We start from the raw sequence: 21,927 nt of genomic DNA on the forward strand, positions 1-21,927 counted from the left end.
TCGGGTAGAACGGTGATCGTGACGGCTCACGACACCGCAGAGCGCTTCCTCCGCCGGTTCCTGGACACGTACGAGGCCCGCGATCTCGACGAGTTGTGGGGGTTCTACGCCGACGACTGCAGTTTCGCGGTGCTCGAACGGTTCGGGATCGAGCCGAGCTGGCCCGCGTACAAGTCGTTCATGACCACATTCATCGACGCGTTCCCGGACCTGCACCACCGCATCGAGCGGATCGTGTGCCACGACGACGACGTCTGGGCGCTGTACACGGTGACCGGCACCCATCGCGGGCCGATCCGCGGTGTCGAGCCCACCGGGAAGCGTGTGAACTACTCGATCGTCGCGATGTACCGGATCGTGGGCGGGCGCATCACGCGTGCCGACTTCGTCTCCGACGACCTGCGCATGATGCGCCAGCTCGGCGCACTGCCCGTTTGACGCCCGATCGGTCCTGGAGTGCAACAGCAGCCCACCTGAAACAACAGGTGGAGGCGGCGCGACTCCCGTCCGGCCAGCGCTGCGGGTTGGCTCGGCGGTGACCGCTGTGGATCCTCTGCCCCGCAGCGGTCCTCCACCGAAGGGGCACCGATGAAGCGCTCGAAGATCCCCGTCCGCGGCGTCGTCCCGCAGGTGTCCTTGGCCTACACCGACGATCCGCCGTTGCCGTACCCGGACGGCTGGTTCTGCGTGGCGCTGACGGGTGAGGTGCGGGTCGGCCACCTCGTCACACGACGCCTGGCCGGCCGCGACCTCGTGCTCTACCGCACCGACGACGGCGCCGTCCAGGCCGTGGACGCGTACTGCCCGCACCTCGGGGCGCACCTCGGCGTCGGCGGCAAGGTGGACGGGGACAACCTCGTCTGCCCGTTCCACAACTTCACCTTCGATCCGGGCGGCACCTGCGTGCACGTCCCGTACGGGCCGGCGCCGCGCGCACCGCTGCGCCACTTCCCCGTCCGGGAGATCGACGGTTTCGTGATGGTCTGGCGCCACCACGCCGGCGAGCCGCCGACCTGGGAGTTCCCGTCGTTCCCCGACCCCGGCAGCGGTTCGGTCCAGGTGCTGGCCTTCGCCATCCACTCCCATCCCCAGGAGATCCTGGAGAACGTCGCCGACTACCAGCACCTCATCCCGGTGCACGGCGTCGACAGCGTCGAGGAGACCGGCCCGCCGGACTTCGCCGGTCCCGTCGCGACCTTCCAGTTCTGGGCGAAGCGGGAGGTGCCGATCATCGGCAGCTTCACCCTCGAGCAGAACAGCAGCCTCGGCGGGCTGGGGTGCGCGATGGGCGTGCTGGCGTTCCACCGCTTCGGGATCGAGGTCCGGGCTTGGGGGATGCTCGCGCCGGTCGAGCCGTGGCTGACCCACATCCGGATCGGCACGAGGTGCTCGCTCACGCGGCCGTCGTGGCTACCCCGCGCGATCCGGATCCGGCTCGCGAACGTGCTGGCCCGGCTGGTCACCCGCGGACTCCACGCCGACATCATGAAGGACGTCCCGATCTGGACCCACAAGAAGTACCAGCAGCCGTCGCGGCTGGCGTCCGGCGACGGCCCGATCGGTCGTTACCGGCACTGGGCCGCCCAGTTCTACCCGCCGCCGGAGGCCGTGAACGGGCAGCGCAAGCAGCGGGTGGACCGGCCGCGCACGCCCTCCGAGACCGGTCGGTAGCGGGCGCGCCTCACCAGGCGCGGTTGGTCACCAGCTCGGCCAGCGCCCGCAGCTCGCCCGTCCGACCCGGATCGGGCACCGCGGCCACGAGGTGGTCGCCGGCCAGCGCGGCGTAGCGGGCGGCCTCCGACTGCACCCACTCCCGCGCGCCGGCGGCCTCGATCAGTTCCGTGGCGCGGCGGACGTCGGCGGCGGTGAGCGGGTTGCCGGATCCGAGCAGCGTCCGCAGCTGCGCCGCCTCGCGGTTGCCCGCGGCGAGCGCCACCACGATCGGGACGGACTTCTTGCCCGCAACCAGGTCGGCGCCGACACCCTTGCCCGATTTCGCGGGATCGCCCCAGATGCCGATCAGGTCGTCGACGAGCTGGAAGGCGAGGCCGAGGTTGCGGCCGAACGCGTCCATGTCGGCGATGGTCTGCCGGCCCGCGCCGGCGTAGAGGGCGCCGAGCGCGCACGTGCAGCCGAGGAGGGCCCCGGTCTTGAGCTGGACCATGGCCAGGCACTCGGCGAGGCTGATCTCTGCGCGGTCCGGGAACGAGCAGTCGAGGCTCTCCCCCTCGGCCGCCTCGATCGCGCAGTCGGCGAGCAGGGCGACAGCTGTGGGCGCGGCCGGGTGCCCGCTCTCGGCGACCAGCCGGAGCGACAACGCGAACAGCGCGTCGCCGCTGAGGATCGCGTCGGTCTCACCGAACACGGTCCACGCCGTCGGCCGGTGCCTGCGCACCGTGTCGCGGTCCATGACGTCGTCGTGCAGCAACGTGAAGTTGTGCAGGAACTCGACCGCGGCAGCCGGCGCGAGCGCCTCCTCCTCATCGCCGCCGAGCGCCCTCGTCGTGGCCAGCAGCAGCGCCGACCGGATGCCCTTCCCAGCCCCGCCGACCAGCTCCTCGCCGTGCTCGTCCCACCAGCACAGGTGATACCCGCCGACCAGCCGCATCCGGGGCAGCAGCGCCGCCGACCCGGCCCGCATGCTCGCCGTCACGCTCGCCCGCGTCGCTTCCAGGATCACATCCGCCGAGACCGAAGTCGTCACCTTTCAAGGACAGCGGAGCACGCAGCTGATGTGAACACGCACGGTGAACCGCAGGTGTTGCACCTCGGCCCCTGTTGCAACGCGGGCGCCGGACATACTCAAACCGTGACGCCGGAACAGGCCGCGGAGCGGGTGGAGCACCTGCGCGAGCTCCGCCGGTTCGACGACGCCGAGCGGCTGGCGAGGGAGGCTCTCGCCGCCGAGCCGGGCGACTCCGGCCTCCTCGCCGAGCTGTCGGCGACCCTGCTCGCGGTCGACCGCTACGAGGAAGGGCTGGCCGCCGCCGGCGCCGCGCTGGCCGCCGCCCCCGACCACGAGTGGGCCTTCCGGCTCTACACCACCCACCTGTCCTGGCTGGGCAAGCACGACGAGGCCGTGCTGCGGTCGGAGCAGACGGTGGCGCGCGACCCCGACTCGGCGGAGGCCCACGCGCACCACGCGTTCGTGCTGAACCGCGCCGGTCAGCACGCGCGGGCCCTGCCCGCCGCGCGGCAGGCGGTCGAGCTCGACCCGGACGACGCCGATCACCACGTGCTCGTCGGCGACGTCGCCGCGGACCTCAAGAAGTGGCGCATCGCGCGGCTGGCCTACCACGAAGCCCTGCGCGTCGACCCGACCCACTTCGGCGCGCGCCACAACCTGGCCGCGCTCGACTCGACGATGCTGCGGATCGGCCCGGCGCTGCGCGGGATGGTCGAGGCCGGTTCGATGGATCCCCGCGAGCCGCTCGTCGCGGAGAACCTCACCAGGCTGATGTGGCGCCACGTGCTCCTGCACGTGGTGACGCTGCTCGTCGGCGCAACCGTCGTCCTGGTGTTCGGCGGCGTCAGCAGCCCTGGACCGGTCGTGCACATCCTCGCGACGCTGTCCGTCCTCGACGTGATCCCGCTCGCGTGGTGGGTGTCGCGAGCGCTCCGCTCCGTGAACCGGACGGCCGTCCTCACGATCGCCCGCTCGGAGCCCGGCTACCGCCTCACGCTGGGCGCCGTCGGGCTGGGCCTGCTGCTCCAGCTGGGGGCGGCGGTCACCGGGCTCGGCTGGTTCTCCCTCGGCGTCATGGCCGTGCTCGGCGTGCTCCTCGTCGTCTTCATCCGGTTCGTCGCGCGGCAGCCGACGGACGAGATGTAGGTCCGCCCCCAACCAACGCGCCGGTTCTTTGGTCAACACCTGTGTCCACATCACCATCACAGGAGCGACCCATGCAGAAATCGCTGGAGCACGTCCGGCTGCGGGCCACCTGGTGGGGGCGCGGCACCGCGGCGCTCGCCATGGTTGCGGCGCTGTTGATGGTGCCGGCGGTCGTCACCGCTTGGGCTCAGTACGCCGCGGTGCGCGCGAGCATCCGCCCGGGTGTGGGTGTCTCTGAGAACGGCGCCTCGGTGGATACCGGGCCCTTCGCCGACGCCGTTGCTTCGGCTCCGCGATGGGACCTTGCCCTCACCCTGCTGCCGTACGTCGTCGTCGCAGCCACAGCGGTGATGATGGTGTGGGTCGCCAGGGTCCGGGACGACGCTGCAACGCTCGCCCCGCATCACCGGTTCCGGCTCTCCCGCCGCTTCGCGATCGGCGGCCTGGCCGTCCCGTTCGCCAACCTCTGGTGGTCGCGGCGGATCGTCGACGACCTGTGGGCCGCCCGCCCAGGCGCAGGACCATTGATCGTTCGGGCTTGGCGGGCGTGCCTGATCGGCGCGTTCCTCGTCAGCGCTGCCCGGAGCGCGACGACGTTCCTCATCGAGGAGAGTGCCGCCTTCGTGGACAAGCTCGTCGTCGGGGTCACCAGCGAGCTGGTGGGCAGCATCTTCTACACGGTCGAGGTCCTGCTCGTCCTCAGCGCCGCGGTCCTGCTGGCCGTCATCGTCCGGCGGATCGAAGTGCGTCGTCCCGAGCCGGACACCTCCGAAAAGGGCCCTGCCGATGGTGGCCGCTCGTGGCCTGTCCTCACGCTGGCCATGTGCGCCGTCCCGACCCTCTCGACAGCTGCCGCAGGACTGTCCTTGATCACGGTCGCGCTCGCCTGGAGCGCACAAGGGCCGACGGGCGCCGCTTTCGCCGCGATTCCCTTCATGGGCTCGTTCTTCCTCTTCGCCCAGGCCGCCTGCCTCGCGGCGCTGCTCGTCAGGTTCGCCCGCGAGCCACACCGCTACGCCACACGGTTGACTGCGGCCCTCTGCATCTTCGTCGGCATCGACGTCAAGGCCGTCGCGACCGTGCCGCTCCTGGTCGCCGATCAGCTCGTCGCGGGCCTCGTGCTCGCGACACTGCTCGCCACGGCATGGGCACTCCGACGGCTCGAACGGATCTCGCAATAGGGGCCGCTCACGACCTCGCCGTCACCCGTCCATCCGGTCCAGGACCTCCCGCACCAGGTCCATGGACGTGTGCGGGTGCAGGAAGGCGAAGCGGGCCACCGTCTCGCCTTCCCACGCCGACGGGGGGATGAAGGCCACCTGGTCGGCGAGCAGCTGGTCGGCCCATGCCGTGTACTGCGCCGGCTCCCAACCCAGGCGCCGGAAGAGGACGACGCCGAGGTCGGGTTCACGGATCAGCTCCAGGTTCGCCCGGCCCCGGATCTCGTCGGCGGTGTCGCGGGCCAGCTGCAACGCGGTCTCGACGGCGTCGGTATAGGCCGCGACGCCGTGCACGGCCAGCGAGAACCACAGCGGCAGGCCGCGGGCCCTCCTGGTGAGGTGGTAGGCGTAGTCGGTCGGGTTCCACTCGGCCGGGCGGTCGTGGATGACGTCGAGGTAGGAGGCGTCCTGCGTGTGCACGCCGCGGGCCTTCTGCGGGTCGCGGTAGATCAGCGCGGCGCAGTCGAAGGGCGCGAACAGCCACTTGTGCGGGTCGACGATGAACGAGTCGGCGTGCTCGATCCCGTTGTACTTGTGCCGCACCGAGGGCGCGAACAGCCCGCCGCCGCCGTAGGCGCCGTCGACGTGGAACCACAGGTCGTGCTCGCGGGCGACGGCGGCGATCCCGGCGAGGTCGTCGACGATGCCGGCGTTGGTCGTTCCCGAGGTTGCCACGACGACCGCGATCGAGGACGGGTCGCCGTCGGCGTCGATCGCCGCGCGCAACGCCTCGCCGGTGAGCTGGTGGTCGTCGGTCGGCACCGTGAGCGCGTCCATCTCGAGGATCTTCAACGTGTTCACGATCGACGAGTGCGCGTCGGAGCCGACGGCGGCCCGCCACCGCCGCCCGTCGGCGCCCACCTTCTTCTTCGCCATCTCCCGGGCCACCACCAGCGCCGAGAGGTTCGCCGCCGACCCACCGGACACGAAGCACCCGCCCGCGGTGTCGGGCAGCCCGGCCTTGTCGGCGATCAGCCGCAGCACCTCGTTCTCCGCGTGCACGGCGCCGGCGGCCTCCAGCCACGAGATCCCCTGGATCGACGCGCAGGAGACGAGCATGTCGAACAGGAGCGCGGCCTTCGTCGGCGCGGCGGGGATGAACCCGAGGAAGCGCGGGCTGTCGGCCGAGATGACGGTGGGGGCGAGCATCGAGGTGTAGACCCCCAGCACCTGGTCGGCGTTGGTGCCCTCCGCGGAGAGCAGGCCGCGCGTGGCCCGGGCGAGGTCGGCCGCATCGCGCGGGCCCTGATCGAGGGGAACGGGGTCGAGCCGCAGCCGGTTCTCCGCGTACGCGAGGACGGACCGGATCATCTGCTCGGTGGTGGCGTCGACGCTGTGCATGGCCGGAACGTTGGCAGCGGCGTCGGGCTGCGGCAATGGCCGCGACGGCGCCTCTGCCTGCGCCAACTGTCCGCCGCGCACATTCCGGGGAACAGCCCCGGACGCGGCGGGGTTGGCATGGACATGGCTGACAGGCAGGTAATCGTGCCCGGACCGGACCACCCCATCACGATCGAACCGAACCCGTCACGGGTCGTCGTCACGGTCGCCGGCAAGGTCGTCGCCGACTCGAGCAACGCCGTGCTGCTGCGTGAGGCGTCCTACCCCGGTGTCGTCTACATCCCGCGTCAGGACGTCGACACCACGCTGATCGAGCGCACCGAGCACACGAGCTGGTGCCCGTACAAGGGCGAAGCGTCCTACTACAGCATCCCGGCCGGTGGCGACCGCTCGGCAAACGCGATCTGGACGTACGAGACGCCGCACGACGCGGTGGCCGAGATCAAGGACCACGTGGCGTTCTACCCGGACCGCGTCGACTCCATCGACGTCAGCTGAGCACGGCCCCGAAGTTCCCCACCGTTTTGGGTGGATGCGCGCCGAAATGGCGCGCATGTGCCCAAAACGGTGGGGAAGTCGGCGGTCAGGCCTGGCCGAACACCTGCCGCTGCCGCCCGAGGCCCTCGATCTCGATCTCGACGACGTCACCGGCGGAGATGTAGGGGAACCGGCCCGAGAGCGCGACGCCTTCGGGGGTGCCGGTGAGCACGACGTCGCCGGTCTCCAGCGCCATGTACTGGCTCAGGTGCCAGATCAGGAAGTCGACGTCGAAGATCAGGTCGGCCGTCGAGGAGTCCTGCCGCGGCTCGCCGTTGACCCAGCTGCGCAGGCGCAGGTTCGACGGGTCCACCTCGTCGGCGGTGACGAGCCACGGGCCGAGCGGGCTGAAGCCCGGCGCCGACTTGCCCTTGCTCCACTGCCCACCCGATTCCTCGATCTGGAACGTGCGCTCCGAGAGGTCGTTGGCGACGAGGTAGCCGGCGACGTGCTTGCGCGAGTCTGCGGGCGAGTCGAGGTAGAGCGCGCGCTCGCCGATGACGACGCCGAGCTCGACCTCCCAGTCGGTCTTCTCGCTCTTGCGCGGGACGTCCACCGGGTCGTTCGGGCCGCCGACGGTGTTGGGGGTCTTGAGGAAGACGATCGGCGTGCTCGGCGGGGCGGAGCCCGATTCGGCGGCGTGCGCCGCGTAGTTCATGCCGATGCAGATGATCGCGCTCGGGCGGGCGATCGGGGCGCCGATGCGCATCTCGGCCGCGCCGGCGAGCTCGGGCAGGTCTGCGGCCGCGACGAGCGCCGGCAGGTCGAGCGCGAGCGTCGTCGCGTCGATGTCGCTGATCACGCCGCTCAGGTCGAGGTGGCGGTCGCCGTCGATCAGGACGGGGATCTCGTGCCCGATCTCCCCCAGTCGCGCGAGCTTCATCGAGCGTTCCCTCCTGCAATCCGGCACGGCAGACATCCGATGTCTGATCGGGGACACCGTACCTGATCGATGTGTATGGGAGAGGTCAGTCGCCCGGCACCCGCGACGCCGCGAGCAGCCGGATCCCGGCCCACAGCTCGACCCGCACGGCCGTGAGCCCGAGATCGCGCGCGAGCAACGTCTCGACGCGCCGGATGCGGTGGCGCAGCGTGTGCCGGTGCACCCCGAGTGCCGCGGCGGCGGCGTCCCACTCGGCGTTGTGCTCCAGCCAGGTGCCCAGCGAGCGCAGCAGGTCGCCCCGGCCGGTCGCGTCGTGCTCGATCAACGGCCGCAGCAGCGACTCCGCGAACGCCACGGCCGACGGCGTGGCCAGCAGGCTCAGCAGGCCGGCCGCGCCGATGTCGGCGAAGGCGGTGTAGCCCCGGCCGGTGCGCTGCCCCGCTTCGAGCGCCTGCTCGGCCTCGCGGGACGCGCGGTGCAGCTCGACGATCGTGGCCTCGCTCGACTCGCCAACGACCAGCTCCTCCGACGCGGCGGCCGCGGTCAGCACCCGCTGGCGCATCCGCCCGCCCGCGGAGTGCACGATCGCCAGCCGCTCGCCGACCTCGGCCCGGAACACCCGCTCCCCCGCAGTCGCCGCGGCGGCCGCGACGATCTCGGAGAGGTCGTCGCGGCACCGCGGCTCCCCCGCGACCAGCAACAACCGCACCGGCTCCCGCGGCAGCCCGCCCCACAGGTCGTCGGCCAGCTTGGCCGCCCGCTCGGCGTCGCCGCTGACCAGCAGGTCGAAGATCGTCGTGCGCAGGTGCGACTCCGCGGTTTGCAGCGCGGTCGACTGCGCCAGCATGAGCGTCAGCAGCGAGACGGCCGTGTTCAGGACGTTGCGCTGCTCCTGGCCGAGCCGCTGGGTGCTGCCGACGGCGAGGAAACCGCCGTTGCGACGGCCGATCCGCAGCGACTGGACGACGATCTGGTCGCCGTCGACCGACAGCGTGGCGCTGACCGGCGTGCTGAGGTCGCGGAAGCGCTCCAACTCGGTCGCGAGCCAGCCGCCGCGCCGCGCGGCGCCGGCCGGGAACGCGTGCTCGACGGTGCCCGCGGCGTCCAGGAGCAGCGCCCAGCCGTCGAGCCGCTCGGCGATCCGCCGCACCAGCCCGGCCGGGCCGGCCGCGACCGCCGCCCTGGTCAGCTCCTGCTGGGCCTGCGCGATGCGGGTCACCTCGGCGTATTGGTCGGCGGCGAGCGCCTCCCAGACGGTGCGGCTGATCGTGATGAACGGGGTCTTCTCCGGCACCTGCAGCAACGGCAGCCCGCGTTCGGCGGCCGCGACGACCAGCTCGTCGGGGACCATCGCGTGCTGGATGCCGACCCCGAAGCCCAGCCCCGCGACGCCGGCGTCGATGAGCCGCTGCACGTACGCGGTCGCCACACCGTCCAGTGCGCCCGCCTCGAACCACATCCCGACCGAGAGCAGCAGCTCGCCGCCCTCGAGGTACGGGGTGGGGTCGGCCAGCTCGCTCGCGTGCACCCAGCGCACCTCCTGGCCCGCCATCTCGCCGCAGGCGAGCACGGTGAGCCCGAGCGCCGGCTGGGCCAGCAACGCGCCGAGGGTGACAGGCATCCGACCTCCGACTGCTCGTCGCCCTGACCAGAACGTCTCATGGTGACACGAGCACACGCGACGAACATCCGCTGAACGGTCGCGCGAAGCACAGCTCGTGCTGTCTCTACAGCCTGCCGCGATGTCCCACCCGACACTCGAACATCGCCACGCAGGCACCTTCCCGGTGTGATCCATACCACTTAACCTGATCGCCCGACGCCACGCGATGGGAGATCGCATGACCGGAACGCCGCCGCCCCCTCCCCTGCGAACCGCGCTGATGCGCCGCAAACCGGTTGCCGCCTTCGTCGCCGAGACCGGCGCCAAGTCCGACGGTGGTGAGCTGAAGCGGTCGATGGGGGTCTTCCAGCTCACGATGCTCGGGGTCGGCGCGACGATCGGCACGGGCATCTTCATCGTGATGAACTCCGCGGTGCCCAAGGCCGGGCCGGGTGTGATCCTCTCGTTCGCGATCGCCGGGATCACCGCTGCGCTCACCGCGCTCTGCTACGCGGAGCTGGCCTCGACGATCCCCGTCTCGGGATCGTCGTACTCCTACGCCTACGCGACCTTGGGCGAGATCGTCGCCTACGGCGTGGGGTGGTGCCTGCTGCTCGAGTACGGGGTTTCGGCCGGCGCGATCGTGGTCGGCTGGGGGCAGTACCTCAACGAGGTCTTCCTGGACCTCTTCGGCTTCCAGCTGCCCGACGCGATCAGTCAACCGCCGGGTGAGGGCGGGATCGTCAACATCCCGGCGATCGTCCTCGTGGCGCTGTGCGTGATCCTGCTGGTCCGCGGCTCGCGTGAGTCGGCGCTGGTCAACACGATCATGGTGCTGATCAAGATCGCCATCCTCGTGCTGTTCATCCTCATCGCCATCTCGGCGTTCAACAGCGCGAACCTCGCCGACTTCGCCCCGTTCGGGGTCGCCGGGATCGGCGCGGCGGCCGCGACGATCTTCTTCTCCTTCATCGGCATCGACGCGGTGTCGACGGCCGGCGAGGAGGTCAAGGACCCGCAGCGCAATCTGCCGCGCGCGATCGTGGCCGCACTGCTGATCGTCTCGACGCTGTACGTGCTGGTGGCGCTCGCAGCCATCGGTGCGCAGCAGTGGCAGCTGTTCGAAGGCCAGGAGGCCGGGCTCGCCGACATCCTCCGCGACGTCACCGGCACCGGATGGCCGTCGCTCGTGCTCTCGCTCGGCGCAGTGCTCTCGCTGTTCAGCGTGACGCTGGTGGTCATCTACGGGCAGACGCGGATCCTGTTCGCGATGTCCCGCGACGGCATGCTGCCCGAGACCTTCCACAAGGTGAACGCGCGCACGCTGACGCCGGTGCGCAACACGCTCATCGTCGGTCTGTTCATCGCGCTGCTGGGCGCGTTCGTGCCGCTCAGCACCCTGACCGACCTCACCAGCATGGGCACGCTCGTCGCGTTCGCCGTGGTGTCGATCGGTGTGATGGTCCTGCGCAGGCGCCAGCCGGACGCCAAGCGCGGGTTCAGCGTGCCGCTCTTCCCGGTGATACCGCTGCTGAGCGTGGCGGCGTGCGTCTACCTGATCGTGCTGCTGCCGTGGGAGACGTTCCTGCTGTTCGCACTCTGGCTGCTCATCGCGTTCACGTTCTATTACTTCTACAGCCGCACGCACTCGCGCCTCGCGGTCGAGCCGGCGGTCGGGTCGTCGGGGGACGAGAAGTCATGAAGTACGTCGTCGCCTACTCACGGGACAGCGGTGGGCGCTCGGCGCTCGCGGTCGCCCGGCTCTTCGCCGGCGGGAAGACCTCGCTGTGCGTCTGCACGATCACGCCCGCGACCTGGGGATACCCGTCGATGGCCGCGGTCGACGTCGAGTACGCCGAGTTCCTGAGCAGCCACGCGGCCGCGGCGCTGGAGGAGGCACGGGCCTTCCTCGGCGAGGACGTCGACGCCGAGTTCCTCGCCCGCTCGGCACGCACGCCGGCGGCGGGTGCGTTGGAGCTGGTCGCGGAGCTGGACGCCGGCCTGGTCGTCATCGGCTCGGCGCGCGGCGGGCCGCTGGGGCGCTTCGCCTTCGGCAGCGTCACCAGCAGCCTGCTGCACACCTCGCCGGTGCCGGTCGCGCTGGCGCCACGCGGCTACCGGCCGGCCCGGCAGGTGCGGCTGCAGCGGATCACGTGCGGTTACGTCGGGCCCGGCGCTTCGGACTCGACGGTGGCCGCGGCGCTGGAACTGGCGCTGCGGCACGAGGTGCCGCTGCGGCTCGTCACCGGGCTGGTCAGGGACCGGCAGATGTACCCGTCGCTGGTCGGGTACGAGTCGGAGAAGCTCGTCGAGCAGCAGGTCCGCGTCGACGCCGAGGAAGCGCTGCGCGCGGCCGTCGCCGAGCTCCCGCAGGCCGTCGAGCCGACGTACCAGCTGGTCGCGGCCACGCACTGGGAGGACGCGCTCGACTCGCTGCACTGGGCCGACGGCGAGGTGCTGGTCGTCGGCTCCAGCCGGCACGGCCTCGGGCGGATCTTCATGGGCACCAACGCCAGCAAGATCGCCCGCTGCGCGCCGGTGCCGACCGTGGTGGTGCCATGAGCGGCGGGGTGAGCGAGCTGCTCGGCCTGTTCCCGGAGGGGGCGCGGCAGGACCAGGACGGGATGCTCGTCGTCGGCGGCTGCCGGCTCGACGAGCTGGCGGCCGCGTACGGCACGCCGGTGCTCGTCGTCGACGAGGGCGCGATCCGGCGGAAGGCACGCGCCTATCGCGAGGCGCTGCACAGCCGCTGGCCGAACTCCCAGGTGGTCTTCGCGTCGAAGGCGTTCCCGTGCACGGCGGTGCAGCGCACGCTCGTCGAGGAGGGCACCTGGCTCGACGTCGCCGGCGGCGGGGAGATCGTCGGGGCGCTCGCGGCCGGCGCCGACCCGGCCACGCTCGTGATGCACGGCAACGCCAAGACCAGCGAGGAGCTGGAGCTGGCCGTCCGGTCCGGGGTCGGGACGGTGGTCGTCGACAACTTCGACGACATCGACCGCCTGGAGTCGATCGTCGGGCCGGGCCGGACGCAGGGCTGCCTGGTGCGGGTCATCCCCGGCGTGCAGGCGTCCACGCACGCCGCGCACGCGACCGGCCACGAGGGCTCGAAGTTCGGGCTCTCCCCGGCGGTGGCCCGGGAGGCGATCGCCCGGATCGAGGCCGGCGAGCGGCTGCGGATGGACGGGCTGCACACCCACGTCGGCTCCCAGATCATGGTGGCCGACGAGCTGGCCGCCGCGGTGGCGCCGCTGGCCGCGCTCGGCGACTTCGGCACCTACGACCTCGGCGGCGGGCTCGGCGCCCGCTACACCTACGACGACCACCCGCCGGATCTCGACACCTATCTCGACGCGCTGATCGGCGCGGCCCGTGAGCACCTGCCGGCCGGTGCGCGGGTGCTGATCGAACCCGGCCGCAGCATGGTCGCCACCGCCGCGACCACCGTCTACACCGTGACGACGATCAAGCGTGGCACGCCGACCTTCGTCGCGGTCGACGGCGGGATGGCCGACAACCTGGAGGTCTCGCTGGTGGGGCAGCGGTTCGAGGCGACCATCGCCGACCGGGTAGGCGGCGGCGAGCCGGTGACGGTCGTCGGGCGGCACTGCGAGTCGGGCGACGTGCTCAGCGCCGACGTCCCGCTGCGGGAGCCGCGGGTCGGCGACCTGCTCGCCGTGCCGGCGACCGGCGCGTACTGCTACACGATGTCCAACACCTACAACGGCGCCCGCCGCATCCCCGTCGTGTTCGCCGACGCGGGCGCGCACCGGCTCGTGGTCAGGCGCGACACGTGGAAGGACCTGCTGGCGCGGGACGTCCCGCCGTAGCCTGGTCCGATGCCCGACGCGCTCGAGTACGCCGTGACGTTGCGCGGCATCACCGAGCCGCGGCCGGGGCCGCGCTGGCAGCAGCTGTTCGCCACGACGTGGCCCGCCTACCGGGCCTGGTACCTGGGCGCGGACGGCACGGGCCGGCCCGATCTCACCACCGCGACGGCGATGCTCGTGCGGCACATGCCCGAGCTCGTCCCGACCTACCGGCGGCTCGTCGACCTCACCGGGCGCGACGAGACCGCCGCCCGCATGCTGACGCTCTGGGACCCGCCGCGGTTCTCCCCCGGCTGCTCGCAGATGGCGCTCACCGCGCCGGTGCCGGCGCTGTGCCGCAACTACGACTACAGCCTCGACCTCTTCGAAGGCACCGTGCTGACCACGTCGTTCACGAGGCCGGTGATCGGCACCGGCGACTGCCTGTGGGGCCTGCTCGACGGCATGAACGACGCCGGGCTGGTCGTCTCGCTGGCCTTCGGTGGGCGGCCGGGTTCGGGCCAGGGGTTCGGGGTGCCGCTCGTCGTCCGGTATCTGCTGGAGGTCGCCGAGACCACCGAGCAGGCCCGCCTGCTGCTGCGCCGGCTGCCGCTGGCGATGGCCTACAACCTCACGATCGTCGACGCCACCGGCGACGCGGTCAGCGCGTACCTCTCGCACGACGGCCCGCCGGAGTTCTCCGAGATCCCGATCGCCACCAACCACCGCGGCGACCGGCCCGACTTCCCCGAGCTCTCCCGCGCGTTGCACAGCGTGGAACGTCGGGAGGCGCTGCTCCGGCTCAGCGCAACCGACCCCGGCCCCGCCGAGCTGCTTGCCGCCTTCCTCGACGCACCGCTGCGCAACACCGGCTACTCACGGTCGTTCGGCACCCTCTACACGGCGCTCTACCAGCCCGCGCTCGGCGTCGTCGACTACTGCTGGCCCGGCCACACCTGGCGGCGGGGCTTCACCGACCCCGACGCCGACCCCGACGCAACGACGACGGTCGTCGTGCGCGAGAGCGAACGCCAACACGTCCGCTGACGGCGCGACCCCGAAGTTCCCCACCGTTTTGCCAACCTGCACGGCCTCGGAGGTCTGCAGGTTGGCAAAACGGTGGGCAAGTTGGGGCCTCAGAGGGGGATGCCCGTCAGGACGAGGACGCGCGTGTCCGTGTAGTCGTCCATCGCCGACCGGAGGCCCTCGCGGCCGACGCCGGAGTGCTTCCACCCGCCGTAGGGCATCTGGTCGGCGCGGTAGCTGGGCACGTCGCCGATCACGACGCCGCCGACCTCGAGGTCGCGGTGCGCGGCGAACGCCGTGCGCAGGTCCGAGGTGAACACCCCGGCCTGCAGGCCGAAGCGGGAGTCGTTGACGGCCGCGAACGCCTCGTCGATCGTCGGGAAGGTCGAGACGACCAGCACCGGGCCGAAGACCTCCTCGCGCACGACGCGGGAGTCGGGCGGGGCGTCACGCAGGACGGTCGGGGCCACCATGCGTCCCTCGCGGGTGCCGCCGGCGAGCACCTCGGCGCCGCCCGCGGTGGCCTCCGCGATCCACTCCTCGATCCTGGCGGCCGCGGCGTCGTCGATCACCGGCCCGACCACCGCGGCCGGGTCGAGCGCCTGCACCTTCGCCACCAGCAGCTCGACGAACTCGTGGGCGATCGCCTCGTCGACCAGCACCCGCTGCACGCCGATGCACGACTGCCCGGCCTGGTAGTTGCCGAAGGTCGCGACGCGGTCGGCGGCCCACTCCAGGTCGGCCCAGTCGCGCGCGACGACGACGGCGGCGTTGCCGCCCAGCTCCAGCGTGACGTGCTTGTGCGGCACCAGCTCCGCGATGCGCCGCCCCACCCGCTCGGAGCCGGTGAACGAGACGACCGGCAGCCGCTCGTCGGCGACCAGCGCGTCCATTTCGGCGTCGGGCACGAGCAGCACCGTCACCAGGCCCGCCGGCAGCTCGGTCTCGGCGATCAACTCGGCGAGCAGCAGGGCCGTCAACGGCGTCTTCGGCGCGGGCTTGAGCAAGATCGGGGCGCCGACCGCGATCGCCGGGGCGATCTTGTGCGCGACCAGGTTCAGCGGGAAGTTGAACGGCGAGATGCCCAGCACCGCACCCCGCGGGAAGCGCCGGACCATCGCGACCCGGCCGGTTGCGGCGGCGTCGGTGTCGAGCCGCTGCAGCTCGCCGGAGAACCGCCGGGCCTCCTCGGCCGCCCAGCGGAACGTCGAGACGGCACGGCCGACCTCTGCCCGCGCCCACACGATCGGCTTCCCGTTCTCAGCGGTGATCAGCTGCGCGAACTCCTCCGCACGGGCGGCCAGCTGCGCGCTGATCTGGTCCAGGGCTGCGGCGCGCGCGTGCGCCGGCAGCTCCCGCCCGACCGCGACGGCAGCGGCCGCGGCAGCCACAGCCGCCTCGACGGCAGCGGGCTCGGCGTAAGGCACCTTCCCGACGACCGAGCCGTCGAGCGGGTTGGTCACCTCCACCAGCGTGCCCGTCACGCGACACCTGCCAGCGCGTTCTCGAAGATCGACAGGCCCTCGTCGAGCAGGTCCTCCCCGATCACCAGCGGGGGCAGGAAGCGGAACACGTTGCCGAACGTGCCGCAGGTCAGGGTCAGCAGCCCGGCCTTGTGGCAGGCAGCGGTGACCGCGGCCGTGGCGGCGGGGTCGGGCGTCTTCGTGGCGCGGTCGGAGACCAGCTCGACGGCCTGCATCAGCCCGCGCCCGCGGACGTCGCCGATCACCTCGTACTTGTCGGCGAGCTGGGTCAGGCGGTTGCGCAGCGTCTCGCCGAGGCGCGCGGCGCGTGCGGTCAGGTCGTCGGCGCGCATGGTCTCGATCGCGCCCAGCGCGGCGGCGCAGGCCAGCGGGTTGCCGCCGTACGTCCCACCCAGCCCGCCCGCGTGCACGGCGTCCATCAGCTCCGCGCGGCCGGTCACGCCTGCCAGCGGCAGCCCGCCCGCGATCGCCTTGCCCGTCGTGACCAGGTCGGGCACGACCTGCTCGTGCTCGCTGGCGAACCAGTCGCCGGTGCGGCAGAAGCCGGTCTGCACCTCGTCGGCGATGAACACGATGCCGTTGTCGCGGCACCAGTGCGCCACCTTCGCCACGAACCCGGGCGCCGGCACGATGAACCCGCCCTCACCCTGGATCGGCTCCAGGATCACCGCGGCCGTGCGCTCCTCGCCGACCTGCGTGTGCACCTGCGATACGAACGTCTCGAACGCCTCGTCGGCGCAGTTCTCTGCCCCGGTCGGCCACCGATACGGGTAGGCCATCGGCACCCGGTAGATCTCGCCGGCGAACGGCGCGAACCCGGCCTTGTAGGGCATCGACTTCGCAGTCAGCGCCATCGTCAGGTTGGTGCGCCCGTGGTAGGCGTGGTCGAACGCGACCACCGCCTGCCGGCCCGTGGCGTACCGGGCGATCTTGACGGCGTTCTCGACGGCCTCGGCGCCGGAGTTGAACAGCGCGGAGCGCTTCTCGTGGTCGCCCGGGGTCAGCTCGTTGAGCTGCTCGCAGACCTCGACGTAACCCTCGTAGGCACTGACCATGAAGCAGGTGTGGGTGAAGCGCTGCACCTGCTCGGTGACCCGCGCGACGACCCGCGGGTCGCTGTTGCCCACGCTGGTGACGGCGATGCCGGAGGCGAAGTCGATCAGCTGGTTGCCGTCGACGTCGCGCAGGATCCCGCCGGACGCCTCGTCGACGTAGACGGGCAGCACGGTGCCGACGGCCTTGCTGACGGCTTGCGTCCGGCGCGCCTGCAGCGCCTGCGAAGACGGTCCGGGCACGGGCGTGACGAGCTGGGCGTTCTGCGCAACCATGCCCGGAATGTAGGCCTCGGAACACCCGTCACCGGCTCGCCGGACCGGACAATTCGATCCTGCGACCTGTACACGGCGTACATATTCGGATCGGGCCGCGCGGGCAACGTGCCGAAATGGCGTCCTGCGCACCGCAAGATGGACGATCCGGCTGTTCTGCGCCGCCACGGGCCGGCCCCAGACTTCCCGTCATGCCCCGATCCCCCGCCTCGCCGCCGGACGAGCCGCTGCTGCGGGCCTCGGCGACCGAGCTGGTGACGCTGCTGCGCGAGCGCAAGGTCGGCGCTGCCGAACTGCTGGAAGTGGTGCTGGGGCGCGCCGACGCGATCACGGCCGAGGTCAACCCGTTCGCCGTGCGGCTCGACGACACCGCCCGCGCGGCCGCGGCGGAGTCCGACCGGCGAATCGCCGCGGGCACCGCCCGCTCGCTCGAAGGGCTGCCGATCTCTGCGAAGGACTCGCAGTGGCTCGCCGGTGTGCCGACGACGTCGGGCAGCGCGGCCCGCGCCGGGTTCGTGCCCGACCGCACCGTCGGCGCGCTGCAACGGGTGCTCGACGCCGGCGCCGTCGTCTTCGCCAAGACCACGACCACGGAGTTCTGCTACTTCGCCACGTCGACGGCCCCAGGTTTCGGGGTGACAGCGAACCCGCACGACCTCACGCGCACCGCGGGCGGCTCGTCGAGCGGCGCGGCGGCGCACGTCGCGGCATGGGCCGGACCGCTCGCGCTGGGCGGCGACGGCGGCGGCTCGATCCGCATCCCGGCCGCGTTCTGCGGGCTGGTCGGGCACAAGCCGACGTTCGGGCTGGTCTCGCACGAGCCGTCGGGCCCCGGCTGGAAGTCGCTCGTGGCGGTCGGTCCGATCGCGCGGACCGTCGAGGACGCCGAGCTGCTCATGTCCGTCCTCGCCGCGCCCGACCCGTTCGACCGGCACTCGGTCGGGCTGCTGCCCGAGAGCGGCGCGCCGCTGCGGATCGCGGTCAGCCCCGACCTCGGGTACGCACCCGTCGACGACGCCGTGCGGGTCGCGTTCGACAATGCCGTCGCCGCGCTCACCGCGGCCGGCGTCGACGTCGTCGCGGCCGCACCGCAGGTCACGAGCTCGATCGCCACCTGGGCGACCATCGCCACCGCGGAGGCCCGCTGGTCGGAGGCCGTCGAGTTCGAGCAGTACCCGGAGCTGCTCTCCGAGCAGGTCCGCGACTACCTCGCGTTCGGCGAGGCGATCAGCGCCGTCAGCTACGTCAACGCGCAGTTCGCGCGCGAGCGCCTGCACGCCGTATACGCGGAGTTCTTCGCGGCGACCGGCGCGACGGCGCTTTTCACCCCGACCGTCGGGACGACGGCGTTCGACGGCTCGCTGCACTACCCCGCGCGGATCGGCGGCGTGCCCGTCGACGAGATCTGGCGCGACTGGGCACCGCTGCTGTGCGACGCCAACCTCACCGGCCTGCCGGCGACCACCGTGCCGATCGGCGCCGACCGGGCAGGGCTGCCCATCGGCGGGCAGCTCATGGGCCCGCGCCTGTCCGACCGCCGCCTCCTGCGCGCCGCCGCCGTCCTCACCGCGGCGCTCGGCTCCGCAGCCCGCACCGAACCCGCCCGCGCCATCTGACCCCGAGAACTGCTCCCCCGCAGCGACGCCATCGACGACGACCGCCAGGAAGGACGAGCAGTTGACCAAGTCGGCCCCGATGAAGAAGGCCCCCCAAAAGAAGGGCCCTGAAAAGAAGGGCCCTGAAAAGAAGGGCCCTGAAAGGAAGGGCGCCGCAAAGAAGGGCGCTAAGGCGAAGGCCCGGGAGGCGAGCACGGCGCCGGCGCGCAAGCCGCTGCGCGGGGTTTCGGCGATCCGGGCGTTCTTCCGCCGGAACACGACCCCGATCTACTTCGTCTCGCCCACGTCGTTCAACCTGCTCGGGGTCGACCGGTGGATCAGCAACTTCCACTACGTCAACTACTACGACTCGTTCGGCGGCACGCACCCGCGGGTGTTCGTGCCCGAGCACCGCGCCGACGACGACTTCGGCTCGATGGAGGAGCTGAACAACCACCTGCTCGCGCACCCCGAGTTCTACGACCTGGTCCGGGACAAGGGGCCGGGCAAGGCCGTCTTCGTGATGTTCGACGAGGAGACCGAGCGGCTCGCCGGCGAGCTCGGGCTGCAGGTCGCGCTGCCGTCGGCCGACCTGCGCCATCGGCTCGACTCGAAGCTCGTGACGACCCGCATGGGCAACGAGGCCGGCGTGCCGAGCGTCCCGAACGTGCTGGGCACCGTCGCCGACTACGACGGGCTGGTCGAGCTCTCCCGCTCGCACGGCCTCGGTGACGACCTGGTGGTGCAGCTGCCGTGGGGCGACTCCGGCAAGACGACGTTCTTCATCGACGGGCGGGAGGCCTGGGACGAGGCTGTCGCCGAGCACGAGCTGACCGACGTCGAGATGAAGGTGATGAAGCGGATCAACTGCCGCGCGGTGGCCGTCGAGGCGGTGCTGACCCGGCACGGCACGCTGGTCGGGCCGATCATGGCCGACATCACCGGCTACGAGGAGCTGACCCCGTACAAGGGCGGCTGGGCCGGCAACGACGTCTACCTCGACGTGCTCACCGAGGAGCAGCGGTCGCGGGCCCGGGTGCTCACGCAGAACCTCGGCGACCGCATGGGCAGCGAGGGCTACCGCGGGTTCTTCGAGGTCGACTACCTCGTCGACACCGACACCGGCGAGCTGTACCTCGGCGAGCTCAACCCGCGCCTTTCCGGCATCTCGTCGATGACCAACGTGACCGCGGGCGCGTACGCGGAGCTGCCGCTGTTCCTGTTCCACCTACTGGAGTACCTCGACGTCGACTACGAGATCGACGTCGCGGAGATCAACGCGCGCTGGTCGGACCCGGACACCGTCGACGTCTGGAGCCAGGTGGTGATCAAGCAGACCGACGACTCGATCGGGCTCATCACCGCATCGCCGGACACCGGGATCTGGCGCAGCGGGCCGCGCGGCAAGCTGCGCTTCGCTCGTCCCGCCACCGACTGGCACGACCTGCAGGCCGACGACGAGGGCTTCTACCTGCGGGTCGCGGGGCCCGGCGACTACCTCTACAAGGGCGCCGACATCGGCATCCTGGTCAGTCGCGGGCGCCTCCAGTCCAACGACTTCCGGCTCACCCCGCTCTGCAAGCGCTGGGTGAACGGCATCCGGGGGCTCGTCGCGGCCACCCCGCTCGACGAGCTGCCGCTCGGTTCCGCCCCTGCGGGTGTGAAGAGCGCCTGACACCTAGCCCGAACCGTCCCCGGTCTGAAGACTGGCGGACCCATCCCCTTGGAGGCTGCCGTGGCCCGTCCACCGCAGGTCGGTGTCGTCCAGGACGACGTGCACGAGAAGGGCCTGTCCGGCGGCTCGGTGGGGTTGTGGGGCAGCGTCACGCTCGGGGTCTCCAGCGTCGCGCCGGCCTACGCGTTGACCGCCACGCTGGGGATCCTCGCCGCCGCAGTGGCGGTGAAGATGCCGGCCGTGATCGTCGCCGGGTTCATCCCGATGTTCCTGACCGCGTACGCCTACCGCGAGCTGAACCGCGCGATCCCCGACTGCGGGACGTCGTTCACATGGGCGACGAAGGCGTTCGGCACGTACGTCGGCTGGATGTGCGGCTGGGGCGCGATCATCGCGACGGTGATCGTCCTGTCCAACCTGGCCGGGGTCGCGGTCTCGTTCTTCTACCTGTTCATCGCCCGGATCACCGGGATCGAGTCGATCGCCGAGCTGGCCGCCGACAAGATCGTCAACATCGTCACCTGCGTGGCGTTCGTGGCCGCCGCGACGTTCGTCGCCTACCGGGGCATCACCACGACGAAGCGCGTGCAGGTCGCTCTGGTGGTCTTCCAGATGGTGGTGCTGGCGATGTTCGTCATCGCCGCGTTCGCCGGTGCGACCGCTTCGCCGACGGCCATCGCGTTCGAGTGGGACTGGTTCAACCCGTTCACCGGGCTGACCCTCACCGCGTTCACGGCCGGCCTGATCGGCTCGATCTTCGCGTTCTGGGGCTGGGACACCTGCCTGACCGTCAACGAGGAGAGCACCGACCTCGACCGCACGCCCGGCCGGGCCGCGGTGGTCACCGTGGTGCTGATCCTCGTGTCGTACCTGCTCGTCGGGATCGCCGCGATGGTCTACGCCGGGGTAGGCACCGACGGGCTCGGCCTCGGCAACGAGGAGACCTCGGACAACGTGTTCGGCGCGCTCGCCGAGCCGGTGCTCGGCCCGTGGGCGTCGATGCTGCTGTTCCTCGCGGTGCTGGCCTCCAGCGCGGCGAGCCTGCAGACGACGTTCCTACCGCCGGCCCGCACGCTGCTGGCGATGGGCGTCTACCGGGCGGTGCCCGCACGCTTCGCGCGGATCCACCCGCGGTTCCTCATCCCCAGCTACGCGACGCTGGCCTGCGGGATCGGCACGGCGGTGTTCTACAGCCTGCTGACGCTGCTCTCGGAGAGCGTGCTCTCCGACACGATCCTCACGCTCGGGATCATGATCTGCTTCTACTACGGGCTGACCGCGTTCGCGTGCGTCTGGTACTTCCGCAAGGAGCTGTTCCGCAACAGGTTCAACTTCGTGTTCAAGTTCCTCTTCCCGCTGCTCGGCGCGGTCATGCTGACGGTCGTGTTCGTCATCTCCATGATCGACAGCTACGACCCGGCGAACGGCAGCGGCGCCGCGGTCGGCGGCGTCGGGCTGGTGTTCGTGCTGGCACTGGGCCTGCTGGTGCTCGGAGCCGGGCTGATGGTGATCCAGCGTGTCCGCGACCCCGAGTTCTTCATCGGCGGCACACTCCGCCGCGACACCCCTGCGTTGATCGTTCCCGAGTGAAAGGCGC

At 71.5% G+C, this 21,927-nt stretch carries 18 protein-coding genes; 12 read left to right on the forward strand and 6 right to left on the reverse strand.

The window, feature by feature from the left end:
* Positions 1-18: 18 nt before the first annotated feature.
* Complete coding sequence (locus LL648_RS39480) at positions 19-438, forward strand: ester cyclase (protein ID WP_232668086.1); 420 nt, start codon at positions 19-21, stop codon at positions 436-438.
* A gap of 150 nt (positions 439-588) precedes the next feature.
* Complete coding sequence (locus LL648_RS39485; RefSeq protein WP_232668087.1) at positions 589-1,671, forward strand: Rieske 2Fe-2S domain-containing protein; 1,083 nt, start codon at positions 589-591, stop codon at positions 1,669-1,671.
* Positions 1,672-1,681: 10 nt separating this feature from the next.
* Here LL648_RS39485 and LL648_RS39490 read toward each other — a convergent pair whose 3' ends face one another.
* Positions 1,682-2,704, reverse strand: a complete 1,023-nt coding sequence (locus LL648_RS39490) for a polyprenyl synthetase family protein (RefSeq protein WP_232668088.1) — start codon at positions 2,702-2,704, stop codon at positions 1,682-1,684.
* Between the two features lie 105 nt (positions 2,705-2,809).
* Here LL648_RS39490 and LL648_RS39495 point away from each other — a divergent pair, with 105 nt between their 5' ends.
* Both LL648_RS39495 and LL648_RS39500 read left to right on the forward strand, forming a co-directional pair.
* Positions 2,810-3,832, forward strand: a complete 1,023-nt coding sequence (locus tag LL648_RS39495) for a tetratricopeptide repeat protein (RefSeq protein ID WP_232668089.1) — start codon at positions 2,810-2,812, stop codon at positions 3,830-3,832.
* 71 nt (positions 3,833-3,903) lie between these two features.
* On the forward strand, positions 3,904-5,013 hold the full coding sequence (locus tag LL648_RS39500; protein ID WP_232668090.1) for a DUF4328 domain-containing protein: 1,110 nt from the start codon (positions 3,904-3,906) through the stop codon (positions 5,011-5,013).
* 21 nt (positions 5,014-5,034) lie between these two features.
* On the opposite strand, the gene LL648_RS39505 is transcribed toward LL648_RS39500, so the two are convergent.
* Positions 5,035-6,393 carry a pyridoxal phosphate-dependent decarboxylase family protein gene (locus tag LL648_RS39505; RefSeq protein WP_232668091.1) on the reverse strand — a complete coding sequence of 453 codons (1,359 nt, stop codon included), beginning with the start codon at positions 6,391-6,393 and terminating at the stop codon, positions 5,035-5,037.
* Between the two features lie 123 nt (positions 6,394-6,516).
* Between LL648_RS39505 and LL648_RS39510 the strand changes: the two genes are divergently transcribed.
* Positions 6,517-6,891, forward strand: coding sequence for a DUF427 domain-containing protein (locus LL648_RS39510; protein WP_232668092.1), 375 nt, complete (start codon positions 6,517-6,519; stop codon positions 6,889-6,891).
* An 85-nt stretch (positions 6,892-6,976) separates the two neighbouring features.
* On the opposite strand, the gene LL648_RS39515 is transcribed toward LL648_RS39510, so the two are convergent.
* A complete protein-coding gene (locus LL648_RS39515; protein WP_232668093.1) occupies positions 6,977-7,813 on the reverse strand; it encodes a fumarylacetoacetate hydrolase family protein in 837 nt (278 codons plus the stop codon).
* Between the two features lie 85 nt (positions 7,814-7,898).
* Positions 7,899-9,434 carry a PucR family transcriptional regulator gene (locus LL648_RS39520; RefSeq protein WP_232668094.1) on the reverse strand — a complete coding sequence of 512 codons (1,536 nt, stop codon included), beginning with the start codon at positions 9,432-9,434 and terminating at the stop codon, positions 7,899-7,901.
* A 220-nt stretch (positions 9,435-9,654) separates the two neighbouring features.
* Here LL648_RS39520 and LL648_RS39525 point away from each other — a divergent pair, with 220 nt between their 5' ends.
* From LL648_RS39525 to LL648_RS39540, 4 genes are read left to right on the forward strand one after another with little or no spacing between them, the layout of a single operon-like run.
* The gene (locus LL648_RS39525) at positions 9,655-11,118 is read left to right on the forward strand and encodes an amino acid permease (RefSeq protein ID WP_232668095.1); all 1,464 of its coding nucleotides are present in this window, start codon (positions 9,655-9,657) and stop codon (positions 11,116-11,118) included.
* Entirely contained in the window at positions 11,115-11,978 is an 864-nt protein-coding gene (locus LL648_RS39530; RefSeq protein WP_232668096.1) for a universal stress protein, read from the forward strand. Before LL648_RS39525 ends, LL648_RS39530 begins: the two co-directional genes overlap by 4 nt.
* Entirely contained in the window at positions 11,975-13,243 is a 1,269-nt protein-coding gene (lysA, locus tag LL648_RS39535; RefSeq protein WP_232668097.1) for a diaminopimelate decarboxylase, read from the forward strand. Before LL648_RS39530 ends, lysA begins: the two co-directional genes overlap by 4 nt.
* Before the next feature lie 9 nt (positions 13,244-13,252).
* The gene (locus tag LL648_RS39540; RefSeq protein WP_232668098.1) at positions 13,253-14,269 is read left to right on the forward strand and encodes a C45 family autoproteolytic acyltransferase/hydolase; all 1,017 of its coding nucleotides are present in this window, start codon (positions 13,253-13,255) and stop codon (positions 14,267-14,269) included.
* 89 nt (positions 14,270-14,358) lie between these two features.
* On the opposite strand, the gene LL648_RS39545 is transcribed toward LL648_RS39540, so the two are convergent.
* Together LL648_RS39545 and gabT are read right to left on the reverse strand one after the other, a co-directional pair.
* The gene (locus LL648_RS39545; RefSeq protein WP_374112177.1) at positions 14,359-15,732 is read right to left on the reverse strand and encodes an aldehyde dehydrogenase family protein; all 1,374 of its coding nucleotides are present in this window, start codon (positions 15,730-15,732) and stop codon (positions 14,359-14,361) included.
* The gene (gene gabT, locus LL648_RS39550) at positions 15,729-17,060 is read right to left on the reverse strand and encodes a 4-aminobutyrate--2-oxoglutarate transaminase (RefSeq protein ID WP_232668099.1); all 1,332 of its coding nucleotides are present in this window, start codon (positions 17,058-17,060) and stop codon (positions 15,729-15,731) included. Before gabT ends, LL648_RS39545 begins: the two co-directional genes overlap by 4 nt.
* 191 nt (positions 17,061-17,251) lie before the next feature.
* On the opposite strand from gabT, the gene LL648_RS39555 reads away from it, so the two are divergent.
* From LL648_RS39555 to LL648_RS39565, 3 genes are all read left to right on the forward strand, one after another.
* Positions 17,252-18,676, forward strand: a complete 1,425-nt coding sequence (locus LL648_RS39555; RefSeq protein WP_232668100.1) for an amidase — start codon at positions 17,252-17,254, stop codon at positions 18,674-18,676.
* A 61-nt stretch (positions 18,677-18,737) separates the two neighbouring features.
* Complete coding sequence (locus LL648_RS39560; RefSeq protein ID WP_232668101.1) at positions 18,738-20,330, forward strand: biotin carboxylase; 1,593 nt, start codon at positions 18,738-18,740, stop codon at positions 20,328-20,330.
* Positions 20,331-20,390: 60 nt separating this feature from the next.
* On the forward strand, positions 20,391-21,920 hold the full coding sequence (locus tag LL648_RS39565; protein ID WP_232668102.1) for an APC family permease: 1,530 nt from the start codon (positions 20,391-20,393) through the stop codon (positions 21,918-21,920).
* The last annotated feature ends 7 nt before the right edge of the window (positions 21,921-21,927 follow it).

This window comes from Pseudonocardia sp. TRM90224 (genome assembly GCF_021245725.1).
In the GTDB taxonomy this organism is placed as follows: Bacteria; Actinomycetota; Actinomycetes; order Mycobacteriales; family Pseudonocardiaceae; genus Pseudonocardia.